17 protein-coding genes are annotated in these 16,979 nt (G+C 72.5%); 10 read left to right on the plus strand and 7 right to left on the minus strand.

Annotation, left to right across the window (positions count from 1 at the left end; all coding sequences use genetic code 11):
• Window positions 1-99 precede the first annotated feature (99 nt).
• Complete coding sequence (locus tag ABH920_RS03190; protein ID WP_370346528.1) at window positions 100-2,700, minus strand: protease pro-enzyme activation domain-containing protein; 2,601 nt, start codon at window positions 2,698-2,700, stop codon at window positions 100-102.
• A 101-nt stretch (window positions 2,701-2,801) separates the two neighbouring features.
• On the minus strand, window positions 2,802-4,364 hold the full coding sequence (locus ABH920_RS03195) for an MFS transporter (RefSeq protein WP_370346530.1): 1,563 nt from the start codon (window positions 4,362-4,364) through the stop codon (window positions 2,802-2,804).
• Window positions 4,365-4,494: 130 nt separating this feature from the next.
• Between ABH920_RS03195 and ABH920_RS03200 the strand changes: the two genes are divergently transcribed.
• Complete coding sequence (locus tag ABH920_RS03200) at window positions 4,495-5,538, plus strand: Lrp/AsnC family transcriptional regulator (protein WP_370346532.1); 1,044 nt, start codon at window positions 4,495-4,497, stop codon at window positions 5,536-5,538.
• A gap of 90 nt (window positions 5,539-5,628) precedes the next feature.
• Here the strand turns inward: ABH920_RS03200 and ABH920_RS03205 are convergent, their stop codons facing one another.
• A complete protein-coding gene (locus ABH920_RS03205; RefSeq protein WP_370346534.1) occupies window positions 5,629-6,294 on the minus strand; it encodes a hypothetical protein in 666 nt (221 codons plus the stop codon).
• Window positions 6,295-6,643: 349 nt separating this feature from the next.
• Here ABH920_RS03205 and ABH920_RS03210 point away from each other — a divergent pair, with 349 nt between their 5' ends.
• Window positions 6,644-7,312 carry a hypothetical protein gene (locus tag ABH920_RS03210; protein WP_370346536.1) on the plus strand — a complete coding sequence of 223 codons (669 nt, stop codon included), beginning with the start codon at window positions 6,644-6,646 and terminating at the stop codon, window positions 7,310-7,312.
• Window positions 7,313-7,421: 109 nt separating this feature from the next.
• Here ABH920_RS03210 and ABH920_RS03215 read toward each other — a convergent pair whose 3' ends face one another.
• The 4 genes from ABH920_RS03215 to ABH920_RS03230 all read right to left on the minus strand — a co-directional run bounded on the left by ABH920_RS03215 (window position 7,422) and on the right by ABH920_RS03230 (window position 10,007).
• Complete coding sequence (locus ABH920_RS03215; protein WP_370346539.1) at window positions 7,422-7,958, minus strand: hypothetical protein; 537 nt, start codon at window positions 7,956-7,958, stop codon at window positions 7,422-7,424.
• A gap of 122 nt (window positions 7,959-8,080) precedes the next feature.
• Entirely contained in the window at window positions 8,081-8,353 is a 273-nt protein-coding gene (locus tag ABH920_RS03220) for a hypothetical protein (RefSeq protein WP_370346541.1), read from the minus strand.
• 109 nt (window positions 8,354-8,462) lie between these two features.
• Entirely contained in the window at window positions 8,463-9,077 is a 615-nt protein-coding gene (locus ABH920_RS03225; protein ID WP_370346543.1) for a transglutaminase-like domain-containing protein, read from the minus strand.
• 3 nt (window positions 9,078-9,080) lie between these two features.
• Window positions 9,081-10,007: an alpha/beta fold hydrolase gene (locus ABH920_RS03230; protein ID WP_370346546.1), complete on the minus strand. Its 927-nt coding sequence runs from the start codon at window positions 10,005-10,007 to the stop codon at window positions 9,081-9,083.
• A 41-nt stretch (window positions 10,008-10,048) separates the two neighbouring features.
• Between ABH920_RS03230 and ABH920_RS03235 the strand changes: the two genes are divergently transcribed.
• The 8 genes from ABH920_RS03235 to ABH920_RS03270 all read left to right on the plus strand — a co-directional run bounded on the left by ABH920_RS03235 (window position 10,049) and on the right by ABH920_RS03270 (window position 16,833).
• Window positions 10,049-10,612, plus strand: coding sequence for a TetR family transcriptional regulator (locus tag ABH920_RS03235; RefSeq protein WP_370346548.1), 564 nt, complete (start codon window positions 10,049-10,051; stop codon window positions 10,610-10,612).
• Complete coding sequence (locus tag ABH920_RS03240; RefSeq protein ID WP_370346729.1) at window positions 10,609-10,689, plus strand: hypothetical protein; 81 nt, start codon at window positions 10,609-10,611, stop codon at window positions 10,687-10,689. Before ABH920_RS03235 ends, ABH920_RS03240 begins: the two co-directional genes overlap by 4 nt.
• A 4-nt stretch (window positions 10,690-10,693) precedes the next feature.
• Complete coding sequence (locus tag ABH920_RS03245) at window positions 10,694-11,437, plus strand: dienelactone hydrolase family protein (RefSeq protein WP_370346550.1); 744 nt, start codon at window positions 10,694-10,696, stop codon at window positions 11,435-11,437.
• 619 nt (window positions 11,438-12,056) lie between these two features.
• Window positions 12,057-14,468, plus strand: a complete 2,412-nt coding sequence (locus ABH920_RS03250) for an ATP-binding protein (RefSeq protein WP_370346552.1) — start codon at window positions 12,057-12,059, stop codon at window positions 14,466-14,468.
• Window positions 14,465-14,899, plus strand: coding sequence for a roadblock/LC7 domain-containing protein (locus ABH920_RS03255; RefSeq protein WP_370346554.1), 435 nt, complete (start codon window positions 14,465-14,467; stop codon window positions 14,897-14,899). Before ABH920_RS03250 ends, ABH920_RS03255 begins: the two co-directional genes overlap by 4 nt.
• Window positions 14,896-15,267 carry a DUF742 domain-containing protein gene (locus ABH920_RS03260; protein ID WP_370346556.1) on the plus strand — a complete coding sequence of 124 codons (372 nt, stop codon included), beginning with the start codon at window positions 14,896-14,898 and terminating at the stop codon, window positions 15,265-15,267. Before ABH920_RS03255 ends, ABH920_RS03260 begins: the two co-directional genes overlap by 4 nt.
• Window positions 15,248-15,868, plus strand: coding sequence for an ATP/GTP-binding protein (locus ABH920_RS03265; RefSeq protein ID WP_370346558.1), 621 nt, complete (start codon window positions 15,248-15,250; stop codon window positions 15,866-15,868). The genes ABH920_RS03260 and ABH920_RS03265 overlap by 20 nt, the downstream gene beginning before the upstream one ends.
• Window positions 15,865-16,833 carry a GAF domain-containing protein gene (locus ABH920_RS03270; RefSeq protein WP_370346560.1) on the plus strand — a complete coding sequence of 323 codons (969 nt, stop codon included), beginning with the start codon at window positions 15,865-15,867 and terminating at the stop codon, window positions 16,831-16,833. Before ABH920_RS03265 ends, ABH920_RS03270 begins: the two co-directional genes overlap by 4 nt.
• Window positions 16,834-16,979: the final 146 nt, after the last annotated feature.

Here is a 16,979-nt window from a genome sequence, read left to right on the forward strand (position 1 = left end):
CTGGTTCGTGGTGATCGGCCGCTTCATCGCGGCCGATCACGTCGCCCAACCTCGCGTGCGCTCGGGTGGTCACGGGCCTTGACCCCATCGGGCGAATAGTCAGGCGGCCGGTCTTTTCTTCTTTCCGCTGCCGCCTTTGCTCGGGGCCGGCTTGAAGGAGGTGATGTACGCCGCCGTCGGCGAGCCGAGCCCGGTCGCCGTGTCGTAGCCCTTGCGGGCGCTCAGGCCGTGGTCGGAGCCGAGCTTGAACAGCCGTGCCTCGTGCACGTCGCCGAACATTCCGTGGTCCACGACGGCCGAGATCGGGTTCGGTGCGCCCTTCGGGTGGGCGACGATGTCGGTGAACTGCTTCGTGCCGGCCCGCTTGTACAGCGCGGGGTTGGCGAAGCCCAGCGCCCCGCCGGCCGCCTGCTCGGCGTCGGCCTGCACCGCGGCGAACATCGGGGCCGCGACCGACGTGCCGCCGACCACGTCCTGGCCGTAGCCGCCGAGGGTCGGGTCGGTGTGGCCGGTGAGCACGGCGGTCAGCAGGTCTCCGTCCATCGCGATGTCGGGGACGGTGCGCTTCGCGGGGCTGGCGGGCGGCGTCGGAGTCGGAGTCGGAGTTGGCGTTGGCGTTGGAGTCGGCGTCGGGTTCGGAGCTGGCGTTGGGGTCGGGGTCGGGGTCGGGGTTGGAGTTGGGGTTGGGGTTGGGGTTGGCGTCGGAGTTGGCGTCGGGTTCGGAGCTGGCGTCGGCGTCGGAGTGGTCGCGGCGGGCGGGGTCGGCGTGGCGGGCGGAGCGGTCGGGCCGACCGGAGCAGCCGGGCCGACCGGGCCAACCGGACCGGCCGGGCCCACCGGACCAGGCGTGCTGGCCGCGCCGCCCGATCCCGTCGGCCCACCCGCGTCGGACAAACCGGTCATCCCCTTCGTGCCGGTCGAGCCACCGGTCGAGCCACCACCGGCCGCGACCGCGACCTGCGCCAGATCCTTCGGTACCACACCCTTCTGATACGCCGGCTGCGCGAAGTCCGCACTGGCGCCCCCGCCTCCGCCGAAGAAGAACCGGCCGGGCATCGGCGTCCACGTGCTCCCGTCGGCCGACAGGTCCGAGCGCAGGTCGCCCATCGGCACCTCCCAGTGCCGCGTGCCGGTCGGCCCGAGCGCCAGCGCCGTGCCGCCGACCGCGGTCACCCACGGCGACGCCGCCGGCCACTCCACCTGCGTGCCCGCCGATCCCGCGTCGCATCCCGGCCCGATCAGACCTGGCGCCTGGTCGCCGCAGTCCCCGGTGGCGAACGCGAACCCGATGCCCTCGGCCGCGCCGGTCGTGAAGATCTTGTTCTCCTGGTCGACCACCGCCGGATCGACGCCCTGGTCCGAGGAGTGCATGAGCTCGCCGAAGGACCCGGTGACGGTGTCGGCCAGGTGCTTGTCCACGATCGAGGCCAGCGTCGCGGCGATGTCCTGGTCCTGGCACGAGGCCGCGCCGAAGTAGTGCACGACCGCGTCCGGCGCGAGCCCGTGCGCCATCTCCACGTCCAGCGCCTCCTCCCCGCCCCACGCCGCGGGGGTCTCGCACACGCCGTCGCCCAGGTGCTTCCACGCCCCGCGGTCCACGGACTCCGTGTACTGCCCCGCCCCGAACGCCTTGTCCCCGACCGACGTCGCGAACTGGTTCGCGTCGGCCCGCATCGTCGGCGAGCCGTAGGCGTCGACGACGCCGATGATGACGCCCTTGCCGGTGAAGCCGGACGCGGTGATCCCGTACGCGGCGCGCAACTGCTTCGGCGAGTAGCCGCAGACGACGAGCGGATCGGGCTTGTTGTAGCCCTGGGGGACGCCGGTCGCCGGGGAGCCGCCCCAGTCGGACGAGCACGCCGTGGACGTGGTCGACGGCAGCGTCGGGTCGCCGGGATCCAGCGGCAGGCTGCGCTTGATCGGCCCGCCGACGACGATGGGAAAGCCCGATCCGATAGGCCCCGCCGATCCGACCGGCCCCGACGGCTGCATAGGGCCGCCAGGATTGACCTGCGTGGTCGGGGCCTGAGGCCCGGCAGGCTGCATCGGCCCGCCCGGGTTCACGCCGGCCGTCGGAACGCTCGGCTCATCGGGACCGCCGACGCTGCCGGGCCCGGCAGGCCGCATCGGCCCGCCCGGATCAACCCCGCCCCCACTCAACACCCGCCGCCGCGCCCCCGCCGCGACCCGATAAGAGAACTGCCGCACCCCATGCGTCTCCGGCACCAGCCCGGCCACGCTCGACACCGCCCCGACCAGCGCCGGCGGTACCTCCGCGGCCGCCCGCGCCGCCAGCCCCTCGCCCGGGTTGCTCCGCAGCCGCGGCAGCTGTCCGAACGCCTTCCGGATCTTCGCCGACGTCCCGGCCACATCGATCCAGTGGCTGTTCTCCCCGGCGACGGTCAGCCCGCCGTCGGCCAGCCACGTGTGCACCTTCTTCAGCTGCGCCGCCGTCGGCCCGAACTGAGCCTGGGCCTCCTCCGGCGTGAGGAAGTGGCGGTACTCCGCGCTGTGCGGATCCGACACCGCCGCCGCGAAGCGCTGTAACCCGTCCGGGTCAGCGCCGGCCAACCCGATCCGCGCAGTAGTAGGACCATCCACAACCGTCGCCGCCGTGGCCGTGACCGACAGCGAGCTCGGCCCCGTCACCAGCGCCGTGGCCACCAACGTGGCCGTCAGGTGCTTGAACCGCCCAACCATGGAGACTCGCCCTCTGCTCGTCCTACCCGGAAGACCGGGTAGGACATTAGCCATGGAGGAGGGCGAATCACCGGATTTTGATAGCTAGCGTGTCGGTCTGTTTAGACCTCCGCCGCGATGGTCACGACCTCAGCCCCCGACCACTCCGCCGGCCGCTCCTGTCCCCCACCGTGGCTGCCACCGTGCCCGCCGCCAGGCCGCCGCACCAGCGCCAGCACCGCGAGCCCGCCGACCAAGCCCATCACGGCCGCCGCCAGGAACGCCGACCGCAGCCCCGAGGCGAACGCCGCGTGCACCACGTGCTCCAGCCCGGCCCGCCGGTCCGCGCCGCCGGCCGCCAGCACGCCCTGCGCCTGCCCGGCCGCCAGCGCGTCGGTCACCGCCGCCGGCCGCGCGACGCCCGAACCGTGCACCGACGACGCCAGCCCCGCGTGGAACACCACCCCGAGCACCGCGATGCCCAGTGCGTTCCCCAGCTGCCGCGCGGTGTTCACCGCGCCGCTGGCCATCCCCGCGCGCTGATACCCGACCGCCGCGACCGCCGTCGAGACCAGGCTCGGCGTGGCCATCCCGACCCCGACCCCGCTGATCGCCAGCCCCGGGACCAGCACCGTCCAGCTCGATCCGGCGCCGACCGCCATCTGCGCCGCCGACCCCGCCGCGATCAGCAGCAGCCCGCCGCCGATCATCACCCGCGGCGAGATCCGGTCCTGCAGCAGCCGTCCGCCGAGTCCCGCGGTGAGGAACGACATGAAGCTCATCGGCAGGAAACACAGCCCGGCCGTCACCGGTCCCATCCCCCGCGCCGACTGGAGCCACAGCGACTCGTAGGCGAAGTACGAGAACGCCGCCCCGGACAGCAGCAGCGCGCCGATCATCACACCGGTGAACGTCCCCTTCCGGAACAGCCCCAGGTCCAGCATCGGCGTCTTCCCGCGCAGCTCCGCCACGATGAAGGCGATCAGCGCCACCGCCGCCCCGGCGAAGACCCCGATGGTCCGCGTCGAGCCCCAGCCGTAGTCGTTGCCCTTGATCAGCGCGTACGTCGCCAGCCCGGCCGCGGCGGTGAACGTCACCAGGCCCGGCAGGTCCGCCCCCGGACGCCGCTCGCTCCGCGACTCGCCGACGTACCGCAGCGTCATGGCCACCGCCACCACGCTGATCGGCAGGTTGACGAAGAAGATCCACCGCCAGTCCAGGTGCTGGGTCAGCAGCCCGCCCATGATCGGCCCGGCGGCCGCCGCGGCCCCGCTGACCGCGCCCCAGACGCCGAAGGCGGTCCCGAGGTCGCGCCCGGAGTACAGATGGCTGATCAGCGCGACCGTGGTCGCGAGCATCGCCGCGCCGCCGACACCCTGCACCGCGCGGAACGCGATCAGCACGCCGGGGCTGGTGGCCAGCCCGCAGGCGAGCGAGGCGCCGGCGAAGACGACGAGCCCGGCGACGTAGAGCCTGCGGTGCCCGGACCGGTCGCCGAGCGACCCGGCGGCCAGCAGCAGCGCGGCCAGCACCAGCGCGTAGACGTCCATGACCCACTGCAGGTCGGCGAACGTGGTGTGCAGGTTCCGTGCCATGTCGGGCAGGGCGACGGTGACGATGGTGACGTCCACCAACAGCATGAACGTCCCCAAGCAGACCGCGACCAGCGGCAGCCACTTGCGCATGAGTCCTCCTCGAGGACGTGTGGGGATGATCGGTCATGCCGACAGTCCCAGCTGCTGGCGGTATCTGCTTATTCAGATCGCAGATCACGGCGGTTTTCAATAATCACTGCGCCTGACATGATGGATTTCCATGTCGACGATGCAACGCAGCGACACCGCCCCACCCCGCGCGGCGGTGGAGGAGTTCGACGCGCTCGACCGGCAGCTGGCCCAGGCCCTGATGCTCGACGGCCGCGCGTCCTTCAGCCGGCTGGCCGAGGTGCTGGGCGTCACCGACCAGACCGTGACCCGCCGCTACCGCCGGCTGCGGGGCGACGGTCTGCTGCGGGTGATCGGCCTGCCGATGAGCAACCGGGTCGGCCACTACGAGTCCAACGTCCGGGTGCAGTGCGTGCCCGGGGCGTCCGGCGCGATCGCCGACGCGCTGGCGCGCCGCCCGGACATCGCCTGGGTGACGATCAACGCCAGCGGCACCGAGGTGTCCTGCATGACCCGCTCCCGCAGCCGCCGCGAGCGCGACTCACTGCTGCTGGACAAGCTGCCCCGGACCCGGCAGGTGACCGGGGTGTCGGTGAAGTCGATCCTGCACGCCTTCGTCGGCGGCCCGGGCGGCTGGCCCGGCCTGGCCGCTGGCCTGGCCCCGGACCAGGTCGCCGCGCTGCGCCAGGACTTCCCCACGGTGTGGGGGGAGTACGAGCTCGACGACGCTGACCGCGCGCTGCTCGCCGTCCTGGCCCGGGACGGCCGCACGCCGTATCCGGAGCTGGCCGCCGCCGTCGGGAAGTCCGAGTCGACCGTCCGGCGCCGGATGGAGCAGCTGACCGAGAACGGCGTGCTCTACTTCGACGTCGACGTGCTGCCGGTGCACCTGGGCTACCACGTCGAGGCCATGATGTCGGCCTCGGTCGCGCCCTCGGCCCTGGACGCCGTGGGCCGCGCCATCGGCACGCACCCCGAGGTGCCGTTCGTCGCGGCGACCACCGGGGCCACCAACCTGACGACCGTGGTGGTCTGCCGCGAGATCGAGGACCTGTACCAGTACATGACCGGCCGGCTCGGGGCGATCAAGGAGGTCGCGCAGCTGGAGGTGGTGACGGTGCTGCGGACGGTGAAGCGCGCGGGGCTGCTCACCGACGGGCTGCGGCTCTACGACCCGCCCGAGGTCGTGTACTGAGTCGGGTACTGAGATGACACGCTGCTTCCGGAAAGCAGAGCGGGCCGCAGATTCTCGCCTCTGCGGCCCGGTCCGGAAAGTACAGCGTTCTCAGGAAGCCGGACCCTCAGCCTCGGTCCAGGCCAACTCCGCGACCGCCTGGTCGAACCGCGAGACCGCGGCGTCCACCTTCGCCTCGTCGGCGCCCGGGCCGGCCTGGCCGGTCAGCGCGATCGAGAGCCAGCGGTGGTCCGGGTCGCCGGCCACCGGGACGACGTACTCGATGTGCCGGGGGCGGGGCGGCTGCGGGTCGTCGTCGTCCGCGTCCTGCTCGGCGGCCTCGGCCTCGGGGTCGAGCCCGGCGCTGCGGTCGATGCGCACGGCCGGCATCCCGGCGATCACGCCGGTCCGCGCGGTCGGGTTGGAGGCCGCGACCCGGGCCACCACGTCCGCCGGCTCCGGGACCGCCGCGCTCGGGATCTTCACCTCGGAGGCCATCACGGTCAGCGCCGGCGCCGGCCCCGCGCCGGGCGTCGGGATGTAGAAGTCGATGCCGCCCTTGGCGCGTCCGGCGACGATCTGGGTGTTCAGCCGGCCGGCGATCAGGCCGCGGCCGGCCTCGGCGGCGTCGGCCGGCACCGCGGCGAAGGCCAGGTCGAGGAACGCGCTGACGTCGGCCTCGGCGTGCTCGTCCAGGCGGATCCGGGTCCACCCCTCGCCCAGGTCGAGACGGTAGGTGATGGGCTTGCTGTTCGCCGTGTCGGCGGCCGTGGACATCCTGTGGTTCCCCCGTGCGCTGAAGGTGTTATGGCAGCTTTCGAGTCTACAAAGGCGAACACGTCTTCGCCTATCCCGTTCCCTCGTGCGGCCTCGCTGCGGATGCGGTCCGCCATCGGGGCTTGCAGGCTCGTCACGGACGGCCGCCGCCCGGCGGTCGCACATCAGAGCGATGCGAAAGGATGGTGCCGCGCATGCCCGTGCCGCCCTCCCCGGTCCCGCCGGTCCCCCCGGTCCTGCCCCGCGATCCACGCGACCAGGCGCTCGAACGCTGGTTCCGACATGACGGCCCGATCCGGTGACCGGCATAAGCGGGCCGAGGCTGCTCCGGGTGGGTGCGGCCGCGGCGATGACGCTTCTCGGGCCCGCGGCTGCTTCCGCAGCGGCGGACGCCACCCCGGCCGTCATTCCGACGCCGGCCGCCGGCGTGACCGTCGCGGTCCTCGGCGGCAGCACCCCGGCCGACGAGCACGCGGCGATCGACTACACGATCGAGCTGCACGACGCCGCGAGCGTGCCCTACCGGCACCTCGCCGTCACGGCGGTGCTCCCGCCCGGCTTCCACGTCCTGCGGGCCAGCCCGGCGGCTGCCAAGGCCCCGGCGTCCACGTCCGCCCCCGCGTCCACGTCTGCCACCGCCTCAATGCCGACCTGGACCACGGACCTCGCCCCCGGCCAGTCCGTGGACATCCGGGCCCAGATCGCCGCCGGCACGGTCCAGGACCTGGCCGCCGCCCCCGAGCCGCTGACCGGCCCCAGCGACGTGATCGACGGCTCCGGCTCCGGCTCCGGTCCCGGCGGTTCCGCCGCCATGGCCTGGTACTCGCTCTCGGCCTGCGCGCAGCGCGGCCCGGACGACGTCCCGGTCTGCGGCCTGTCCCGGCAGCTGCTGGTGAAGACCGACGACGACACCCGCCGCGGCATCGAGGCGATGGTGCTGATCCTCGGGGTGCCGGCGGTCGTCGGCGGCCTGGGCGTCTACGCCTGGCGTGCGCGTCGGGAGCCGGAGCCCGGGTGAGGGGTGCCAGAAGCCCGAAGGCTCGGCGCCCACACACCCCGAGGCCGCCGGGCGAAGATGCCCGGCGGCCTCGGAGGGGAGATGTTCGGTCGAGCTGTCACACCCGGCGCTACCGCACGGTCTGCGCGCTGCGCGCCGCGGCCCCGGCGTGCCCGATGAGCGCGGCCCGCCGCTTGGCGGCCAGCGTCCCGGTCCGGCCCAGCAGCATCGTGATGGCCATCACGACCAGCGCGTCGGTCAGCGCGTTCACCGAGATCTGGTGCTGGAACATCCACCGGCCGAGCTGGGCGTTGAACCAGTGGTTCGAGCCGTAGACGAACAGCAGCCGCGCGCCGATGACCGCGGTCCACAGCGCCGCGTACGGGGCCCCGGCCTTGGTGTAGACGGCGCCGTCCTTCGGGTCGTGGTGCACCTTCAGCAGCGCCGCGGCGCCGAGCCCGAGCAGCAGCCCGAGGGCCGCCGCGGCCAGCTCCAGCACCAGGCCGCTCCCGGAGGTGGCCGGGTGCTTCACATACAGCGGGATGATCACCGCGGCCACGATCGCCGGCCGCAGCAGCCGCCCCGTCCCCACCTTGCGGCGGCCCAGGTCGGTGCCGAGCACCGAGGCCAGAACCGCGATGTTGACGATCCACACGCTGGCGTCCATGATCTTTTCCCCTCTTGACCTGCCCGTTCTTGCTGACAGTGCAAGATTCGCAGCCGGCCGGTTGGAGCCGCTTCCATCCGGGGGTGGAAGGCGGGTGGAACGCAGGTGGGTGGAGTGGAGCCCTACTCCCGCCCGAGCTGTTCGGCGCTGAGCCCCAGCAGCTCCAGCGCGACGCGGTAGTCGTCGAACCCGGCGCCGTTCGCCAGCCCCAGGCTGATCGCGGTGCCGATGGCGTCGGCGAGCCCTGCGACGGTCGACCCGTGGCTCCCGGCCATCAGCGACACCTGCGGCGGCCGGTCGTCGGGCCGCACCACCGTGACCCGGCCGGCGTACCCGCCGACCAGAACGCTGACGGTCTCCGACGAACGCTGACGCGGCAGCCTGACCTGGGCCATTGCACGGCTCCTGAGGTAGCGGCGCCAAGGGCGGGCCCTGGCGCGGACGGGTGGAAGAGGGAAGGCTATCGCCCCCTGCCGCCAAATCTCAGCACCCTGCGGGAGCCCCTCAGCGCAGCATCTCCGCCGGCACTTCGAACGCCGGGTTCCGGTACAACTCGCTCAACGCCGCGGGCTCGTCCGCCTCGCACACCGCCGCCAACTCGTCCAGCAGCGCGTCGTAGTCCGCGCCGGTGCGGCCCGCGAAGGCGTCGGTCATGCGGCCCCACTCGTCCCACGGCAGGCTCTCGACCTTGTTCAGGGCCGCGAGGTCCTTCACGGCGTTGCCGCGGATCTCCGCCGGGCCGAAGTTCTCCGTGCCGTAGACGCCGAACGTGGCGCCGTCCACCTCGCCGCGGCGGTAGGCGGCCCACGCCTCGGCGCCGGTGAGGAAGTCGCCGGGCTTGAGGTCGCCGGGCTTGAGGCCGGCGGGGAGCGGGAACGCGCCGCCGCCGAGGTGTTCGGGGTCCAGGCGGATCCAGCGGTCGTCCTCGGCGCCCCGGTACTCGATCACCCAGTGGTCGAGCGCCTGGCCGGGCTGGAAGTACGTGGCGAAGCCGCAGCGCACCCGCGCCGCGTAGCCCGCGTTCCGCAGCAGCGCGCAGGCCAGAACGGCGAAGTGCCGGCACGTCCCGACCACCCGCAGGCCGGCCTCGCGCTGCTCGCTCAGCGGCGCGGGGTCCACCGCTCAGCGATCGCGGTCCAGGAAGTCAACCAACGCCGCCGTCACCTCGTCGGGCCGCTCCTGCTGAACCCAGTGCCCTGCGTCCAGCCGCACGACGCCCCGCAGATCCGGCGCGTGGCTCGGCAGATCGTCGATCAGCGCCGAGGCGTAGCGGCTGAACGCGTCCCGCGTCCCGTAGACGAACAGGGCCGGCGCCTGGATCGGCGCGTGCTGCCATGGGGCGGTCAGCTCCCAGTTCCGGTCCATGTTCCGGTACCAGTTGAGCGCCCCGGTGAACCCGGTCCGCTCGAACGTGGTCGCGTGCGCGTCGAGATCGGCCGGGGACAGCCAGTCCGGGATCCCCTTGTCCGGCAGGCAATCCAGCCAGCCGCCGCCTTCCGGGACGACCGGATCCCACGGCTCCGACCCGGATCCCAGGACCCCGCGGAACGTCGCCGGGACGTCCCGGGCCAACTCCCGGTCGGCCGGGCCGTGCTCCTGGAAGTACTGCATGTAGAAGGAGTCGCCGAACCGCTCCCGCATCGCCGTCAGCAGGCTGATTTCCCCGCGCGGGACATACGGCACGCTCATCCCGACCACGCCCCGCACCCGGTCCGGCCGCATCAGCGCGGTGTTCCACGCCAGCATCGAGCCCCAGTCGTGCCCGACCACGGTCGCCCGCTCGATCCGGAACGCGTCCAGCAGTCCGACGACGTCGCCGACCAGGTGCAGCACCGAGTACTGCCCGGCGTCCTCCGGACGGCCGGTCTCCCCGTAGCCGCGCAGGTCCGGCGCGAGCACGTGGTAGCCCGCGGCGGCGAGGTCGCGGACCTGGTGCCGCCAGGAGTACGAGTGGTTCAGGAACCCGTGCAGCAGCACGACATCGGGGCCGGTTCCGGCCTCGACCACGTTCATCCGGAGTCCGCCGACCACTAATGACCGCTTGTTCACCAGTCCACGGTACCGCTAATGACCGCTTGTACACTAGGGCTGTGCCGCACCGGATACGTGACCCCCGAGCCCACCGCGCCGCCATCCTGGAAGCCGCCCGCGCCAGTTTCACCGAACGCGGCTACGCGCGCACCACGATCCGCGAAGTCGCCGCCCGGGCCGGGGTCACGCACGGTTTGGTGATGCGCCATTTCTCCAGCAAAGAAGAGCTCTTCGTCGCCGCGATGCCGGGCCCGGCCGATCTCGACGCGCTCGTCGCCGGCGACCGTGCCACGCTCGCGCGCCGGCTGGCCGAGGCGTTCGTCGACGAGCTGGACTCGGGCGAGGCGCCGTTGATAGCGCTGATCCGCAGCGTTGCTTCGGGGGAGGAGTCGGCTCTGCGCCTCCATGAGCAGATGCAGGCGCGCAGCCGCGCCGCGTACCGGCAGATCGTTCAGGTGCCCGATGCCGACACCCGCATAGAGCTGCTGCACGCACACCTCACCGGCATCGCCTTCCATCGGCGGGTCAGCGGTGTGGGCCCGCTCGCCGAGATGCCCCGCGAAGAGCTGGTCGGGCATGTGGAGCGGGCGATCCGGACCATCCTTCTCGACGACGCTTCCTGAGTCTTCACGCTGTTGGCGGCGTCGCGGTCGCACCGACCGCGACCGGCGAAAACGCGTTGACGTGTCGGAGATCGTGAAGACATGTGTATCGAGACGCACCGCGACTTCCCCGCGGAGGAACTGCTCACCCTCACGGCCGGCGACGGCACGACCTTCGGCGCCTTCCACGCCCGGGCCGAGAACCCGTCCAGCGGCCGCATCATCCTGCTGCCCGACATGGGCGGTCTGCGCGGGGACTACGTCAGCCTCGCGCGGCATTTCACCGGGACCGGCTGCGACGTCGTCGCCATCGACTACTACGGCCGCACCGCGGGCGTGGGTCCGCACGCTGAGGACTTCGACTACAAGCCGCACATGGCCGAGGCGCGCCGCGAGAACGTCCTCGCCGACATCGCCGCTGCCATCGCCTATCTCGACACCTTTGGTTCCGGCCCGACCTACACCCTGGGCTTCTGCGTCGGCGGCGCCCACGCGCTCTACTCCGGTACGGCCGCGCCGGAGGTGCTCGGCGCCGAGCTGGCCGGCGTCGTCGCCTTCTGCCCGTGGACCGGTGCCTACGGCCACGCCGAGGCGCTGCCGGACGACTTTATCAGTGCCCTGCGTGTGCCGGTGCTCGGGCTGTTCGGCGGGAGCGACAAGGAGGTCCCGGTCGCCGTCCCGGAGTCCTTCGAAGCTCAGCTGACCGCCGCCGGCCGGCCCCATGAGATCGCGGTCTATCCCCACCAGCCGCACGGTTTCTACGAGTACCACCATCTTGGTGAGACAGGTCACACCGAAGCGGCCGAGGACGCGTGGCAGCGGCTGGAATCCTTCACCAAGGCGTGATTTCGGCGGCGGCGAAGATGAAACCTTGTCACCTCCGCCGCCCCACCTCGATCTTCCCCTGTGGTCCAGACCAATCTGCCACTTGTCGCAAATCAGAGGTCTGTATATAGCCGTCCCAAAGGTTTGTCCGGCGGCGTAGCCGGTTTTCCGAAGTCTTTACGCCCCGAACCTGTTCGAACCCGCCGAACCCCGCAAGGCTGAAGCCGCCCGCGTAACCGATCGCGGGCTCGCGCGTTGGTAAGGGCGTGGGTGGGAACTTGTGTGCGGAGCGCGGGCTGCGCCGGTGTGTCGTTCACCGGCACGCCGCCCCGGCGGCTCCTCGCGATCCGCCCGGCGGCGTATGATCCGGCGCTGACGAACCCCCGCGGACCCGGCGGTCCGTCCTCGCGCGGGTACCTGCGCGCGCGGCGTGAAACCCTTATCCACGCCCTCAGATATCGCCTCGCGGGCGTCTCCTGATGTAATGGGCTCAGGGTCGATCATGGCACATCTTTGTCAGGTTTCTGATATGTTCTTCGAATTCGAGCCGGTATCCACTTCGTAATCGACTCAGAACGTAGGGTTGGCATATGGCTTCCGTATCTGCTCGCAGTCGCAGCCACACCGGTGGTGACGTCCGGTGACCGCGGCGGACCGCGTCCAGGAGGCACCGCGTCCCCACGGCGCACCCGGCCGGCACTCGGCCTTCGGCGCCGCCTCCGAGCGCCGGGCCGCCGGCCGGCGGCCGACCGCCTGGATCGTGGCCCCCTCGGTGTTCTCGGCGGTGCTGGCGGCCGCGGCGATCTTCATCGTGGTGAACGGCGCGCACTCGGCGGGGTACCGCATCAGCGGCGGCACGATGACGACCGTCTACGTGCTCGGCGCCCTGATACTCGCGGTCGTCGTGGCCACGCTCGCCCTCGCGGGGCGTCCGGGCCGCACGGCCGAATTCGTGTCCTACCCCGAAGCCGAGCGCCGCCAGCCGCCGCAGGCACCGCACCAGTCGCACCAACCGCACCAACCGCACCAGCAGCAGCCGCCGATGCCGCAGCAGGCCCCGGCCCCGCTGCCGCAGCGGGTCCCGCCGCAGGCTCCGCCGCCGCCCCCGGTGTCCCCGCAGGTCGTCGCCAACGCGACCGAGGCGGCCGCGACGCTGGCCGCGGCGACCCGGGCCGCGGCCGGTCCGGCGTCCGTCTCCGACGAGGGCGTGGACCTGCAGGTCATCTTCGCGCAGCTGGTGCGCCGGCTGCTCACCCTGGTGCTGCAGCAGATCAACCGGCTCGACGAGCTGGAGAACGAGGTCGAGGACCCCAAGCTCCTCAAGTCCTTGTTCGGCATCGACCACCAGGCCACCCAGGTCCGCCGGTACGGCGAGAACATCGGCGTCCTGGTGGGAGCGCTCCCGCAGCGGCAGTGGACGCACCCGGTGCCGGTCACCGTCGCGCAGCGCTCCGCGGTCTCCGAGACCCCCGACTACCCGCGCGTGCAGGTCATCCCCCGGGCCCCGGGCCGCATCCACGGCCACGCCGTCTCCGATGTCATCCACATCCTGTCCGAACTGGTCGAGAACGCCACCAACTACTCGAACCCGACCACCAAGGTCACGGTCGGCGCGCACCGGGTGTCCGCGGGTCTGGCGATCGAGATCAACGACCACGGCATCGGTATGGAGCCGGACCAGTTCCGGCGGCTCAACACCCTGCTGCGCGACCCCTCCGGCGCCAACGTCAGGGACCTGCTCTCGCAGGGCCGCATCGGCCTGTCCGTGGTCGCGAAGATGGCCCAGCGGCACGGGATCGCCGTCGAGCTGGCGCCGAACGTCACCGGCGGCACCATGGCCCTGGTGGTGATCCCGGACGCGCTGCTGGCGACCGAGGAGCTGCCGGCCGACCGGAACCGCCAGCCGCGCCGCGGCATCGACACCACGCAGCTGCCGGCCCGCCCCGCGCTGGTCTCGCTGCCGGACGCGGTCACGCCGGCCCCGGCAGCCGCCCCGAGTTCGGCCGCCTCGCTGTCCCCGGTGGCCGCCTCCACGCTGCCGCTGCCCGCGCCGGCCACGTCGCAGGTGCCGCCGCTGCCGACCGCCGACGACACGTACCGCCTGGGGCAGCAGAACTCCGTGCGGGCGGCGTCGCAGGACACTGCGCAGGCGGGCTCGTCGGTCTCGTCGGGCTCGTCGGGTCCGTCATGGGCCGCCGCGCCGCCGCTGCCGACCGCACTGGCCGGCGGGTCCGAGACGTCGAGCTCGGGCTTCTCCTGGGACGCGCTGTCGACGTCGACCAACGCTGCCGACGAGGCGTCGAGCTCGGGTTCCGGCTGGGACGCGCTGTCGAGCCCGTCGACCACTTCGAGCCTGTCGGGCACCGCGGACCAGTCGTCGCGCCCGGCCCCGGCCACCTCGGTCTGGCCCGCTGAGCCGCGGCAACCCCAGCACTCCCAGTCGGCCTCTGCGACGCCGGCGTCCCCGGCGTCCCCGGCAACCTCGTCCGGGTCGCAGCCGAGCTACTCCCAGTCGGCCCAGGGCCTGCCGATCCGGCCGCAGCCGGCCCCGGCCGAGCCGCAGTGGCCGTCCACCACCCCGCCGACGGCGACCGGCGGCCCCGCGCCGGTCCAGGCCGCGCCGGTGCCGCGCCCCACCGGCTCCGCCGCGTACCCGCAGCCGTCGGCCGGCCAGTACCCGGGCCAGGGCCCGGGTGCCGGCGCGCCGCCGTGGTCCCAGGCCGGTGCGCCGCAGCAGGCCGGCCAGCCGGGCTCCCCGCAGGCTTCCCAGCCGGGCCCGCAGCCGCAGCCGGGCTCCGCGCCGGGCCTGCTGCCCGACGGCCGCCCGCAGCTGCGCCGCCGCACCCCTCAGGGCCACATCTCCGCGCGCCTGATCCAGGCTGAAGGACAGGAGAGCCGGCCGCACGACGGCGGTGCCCTGTCGCCGACGATGATGTCGGACTTCTGGCAGGGCCTGTCCTCGGGTACCGCGCCGGCCGACCCCCCGGCGGCCGGACCGGACCCTTCGCAGCACGATCGCACCACCGCGAACCGTCAGGAGTGGAACCAGTGAGCAGCAACCAGACCGAAGAGAATCTCAGCTGGCTGATCAACCGGATGCTGCAGAGCATCCCGGCCGCCCGCAGCGTGCTGCTGATGTCGACGGACGGTTTGGTCCGCGCCTACACCACCGGTCTGAGCAAGGACGAGGCCGACACCCTGGCCGCCGCCGAGAGCGGCATGTGGGGCATCGTCACGGCCATCGGCAGGACCGTGCACGCCGGAAGCGTGCGCCAGGTCGTGGTGGAGCTCGACGGCGCGTTCCTGTGCGTCGGCGCGGCCGGCCCCGGCACCTGCATCGGGGTGCTCGCCGACCGCGGCGCCGACCCCCGGCAGATCGGGTTCGAGATGCAGCGCTGCGTCACCGCCGTCGAGCGGGAACTGTCCACGGCCCCGCGCGGCGCCGCGGACGGGGCGGTGGCAGCAGCGCGGGCCCGGTCGTGAGCCGGGGCGATCCCGATGCCTTCGTCGACTCCGCGGCCGGCCGGCTCATCCGGCCGTACGCGGTCGCCGGCGGCCGGACGGCGCCGAACGCCGACTTCCACCTGGTGACCTACGTGGTGGCCACCGGCCGGGCCCTGGGAGACCTGGGCCCGGACCACGACGACATCCTGAGCCTGTGCGACCGGCCGATCTCGGTCGCCGAGGTCTCCGCGCTGTCCGGGCTCCCGCTGGCCGTCACCAAGATCCTGCTGTCCGACCTGCTCGGCTGGCGCGCGATAGACACCCGCGCGCCCGTGCCCGTCTTCGAACGGGCCCGGCCGAGCACAGACCTTCTGGAGAAGGTGCTGGATGCCCTCTACAAGCTCTGAGCTGCCCGGCGGTCTCAAGCTCCTGATAGCCGGCGGCTTCGGCGTCGGCAAGACCACGCTGGTCGGGGCGGTCTCCGAGATCGCGCCGCTGAAGACCGAGGCGACGATCACCGAGGCCAGCGTCGGCTACGACGACATCGCGCTCACCGGCGGCAAGACCACCACCACGGTGGCCCTGGACTTCGGCCGGATCAGCATCGCCAACGAGTACGTGCTGTTCCTGTTCGGGATGCCCGGCCAGGAGCGGTTCTGGTTCATGTGGGACCAGCTGTGCATCGGCGCGCTCGGCGTCATCGTGCTGGTCGACACCCGCCGCATCGAGGACTCCTTCGAGGCCGTGGACTACTTCGAGCGCACCGGGATCCCGTTCCTGGTCGCGGTCAACGAGTTCGAGGGCGCGCAGTTCGCCTACACCGCCGTCGAGGTGCGTGAAGCGCTCCAGCTGCGCGCCGAGGTCCCGGTGGTGATGTGCGACGCCCGCTCGCGCACCTCGGCCGTGAACGTCCTCATCGCGTTGGTGAAGCACCTGCAGAGCACCGACTACCGGACCGTCCGGCCATCCGCCCCCGAGCTGGCCGCGCATGAAGGAAGCTACATATGACAGAGCGCGACGACTTCCAGACCCCGGCCCTGCGGCTGGGCCGGCCGGCGCCCTCCGACGCCGCCGCGCGCGCGGCCCGCCAGCGCGAGCTGGGCCTGGCCAGCACGCCGGACTCGGTGTTCGACGAGGTCGCGCGCAGGGCGGCCGAGGCCACCGGCGCAACCGCGGCGATGGTGAACCTGGTCGGCGAGTCCGGGCAGTACTTCGTGGGCCTGTACGGCAAGGAGCCGGCCAGCGGCGACCCGGCGTTCCTGGGCGACCCGGGCCGGTTCATGGACATGGACCAGGGTTTCTGCGTGCACGTCGTGGGCCGCAAGGCCGCGCTCACCCTGGACGACGTCTTCGAGTTCTCCCGCTTCCGCGGCAACCCGGTGGTGGACGAGCTCGGCGTGCGCAGCTACATCGGCGTGCCGCTGATCGACGACGACGGGACGGTGATCGGCACGGTGTGCGCGATCGACCCGGCGCCCCGAAGCGAAGCGGAGGGGAATTCCTGGGGCAATCAGGGCCTCCAGGTGCTCAAGGCGGCGCGCGACGAGGTGCTGGCGGAAATCAGCGGTCGGCAGAAAATCGCCGGGGTGTTGGAGGGCGCCGGCGGCACGGCCATGATCGCCGCGCGCCCGGGCCTGGAGGTGCTGTACGCGAACACCCTGCACGATCAGCTCTTCGGCGTCGTGGAGATGCTCGGCACGCCGGCCCCCGAGGCGTTCCCGCACCTCGCGCCGGTCGGCATCCTGGCGGTGATCGAGCACCTGGACCGCGGCGGCGAGCCGACGGCCACCGCGCCGATCCCGTTGAACGAGCCCGCGACCGGCTCGGTGATCTTCGCCGCGGTCCCGGTCCGGGTCCCCGGCCACGACGCCGCGGTGCTGACTCTGGGGCTGCGGGACAGCGACGGCGCAACCGTCCTGAGCCGGGCCAGAGCACTCGCCTCGGACATCGGGGACCTTGCGGACACAATCTGATTCGCAGGAGTAACACGTACCCCAGAGGGAAACGGCATATACGAGCCAGGACACTGTATTGCCCGGCGATGATCACGTGATAGGTATGAGTGCGCGCGTGCTCTGGCGATCACTAGCGAGCCCGCGCGGGAACGCCGTACAGCGGT

Source organism: Catenulispora sp. EB89 (assembly GCF_041261445.1).
In the GTDB taxonomy this organism is placed as follows: Bacteria; Actinomycetota; Actinomycetes; order Streptomycetales; family Catenulisporaceae; genus Catenulispora.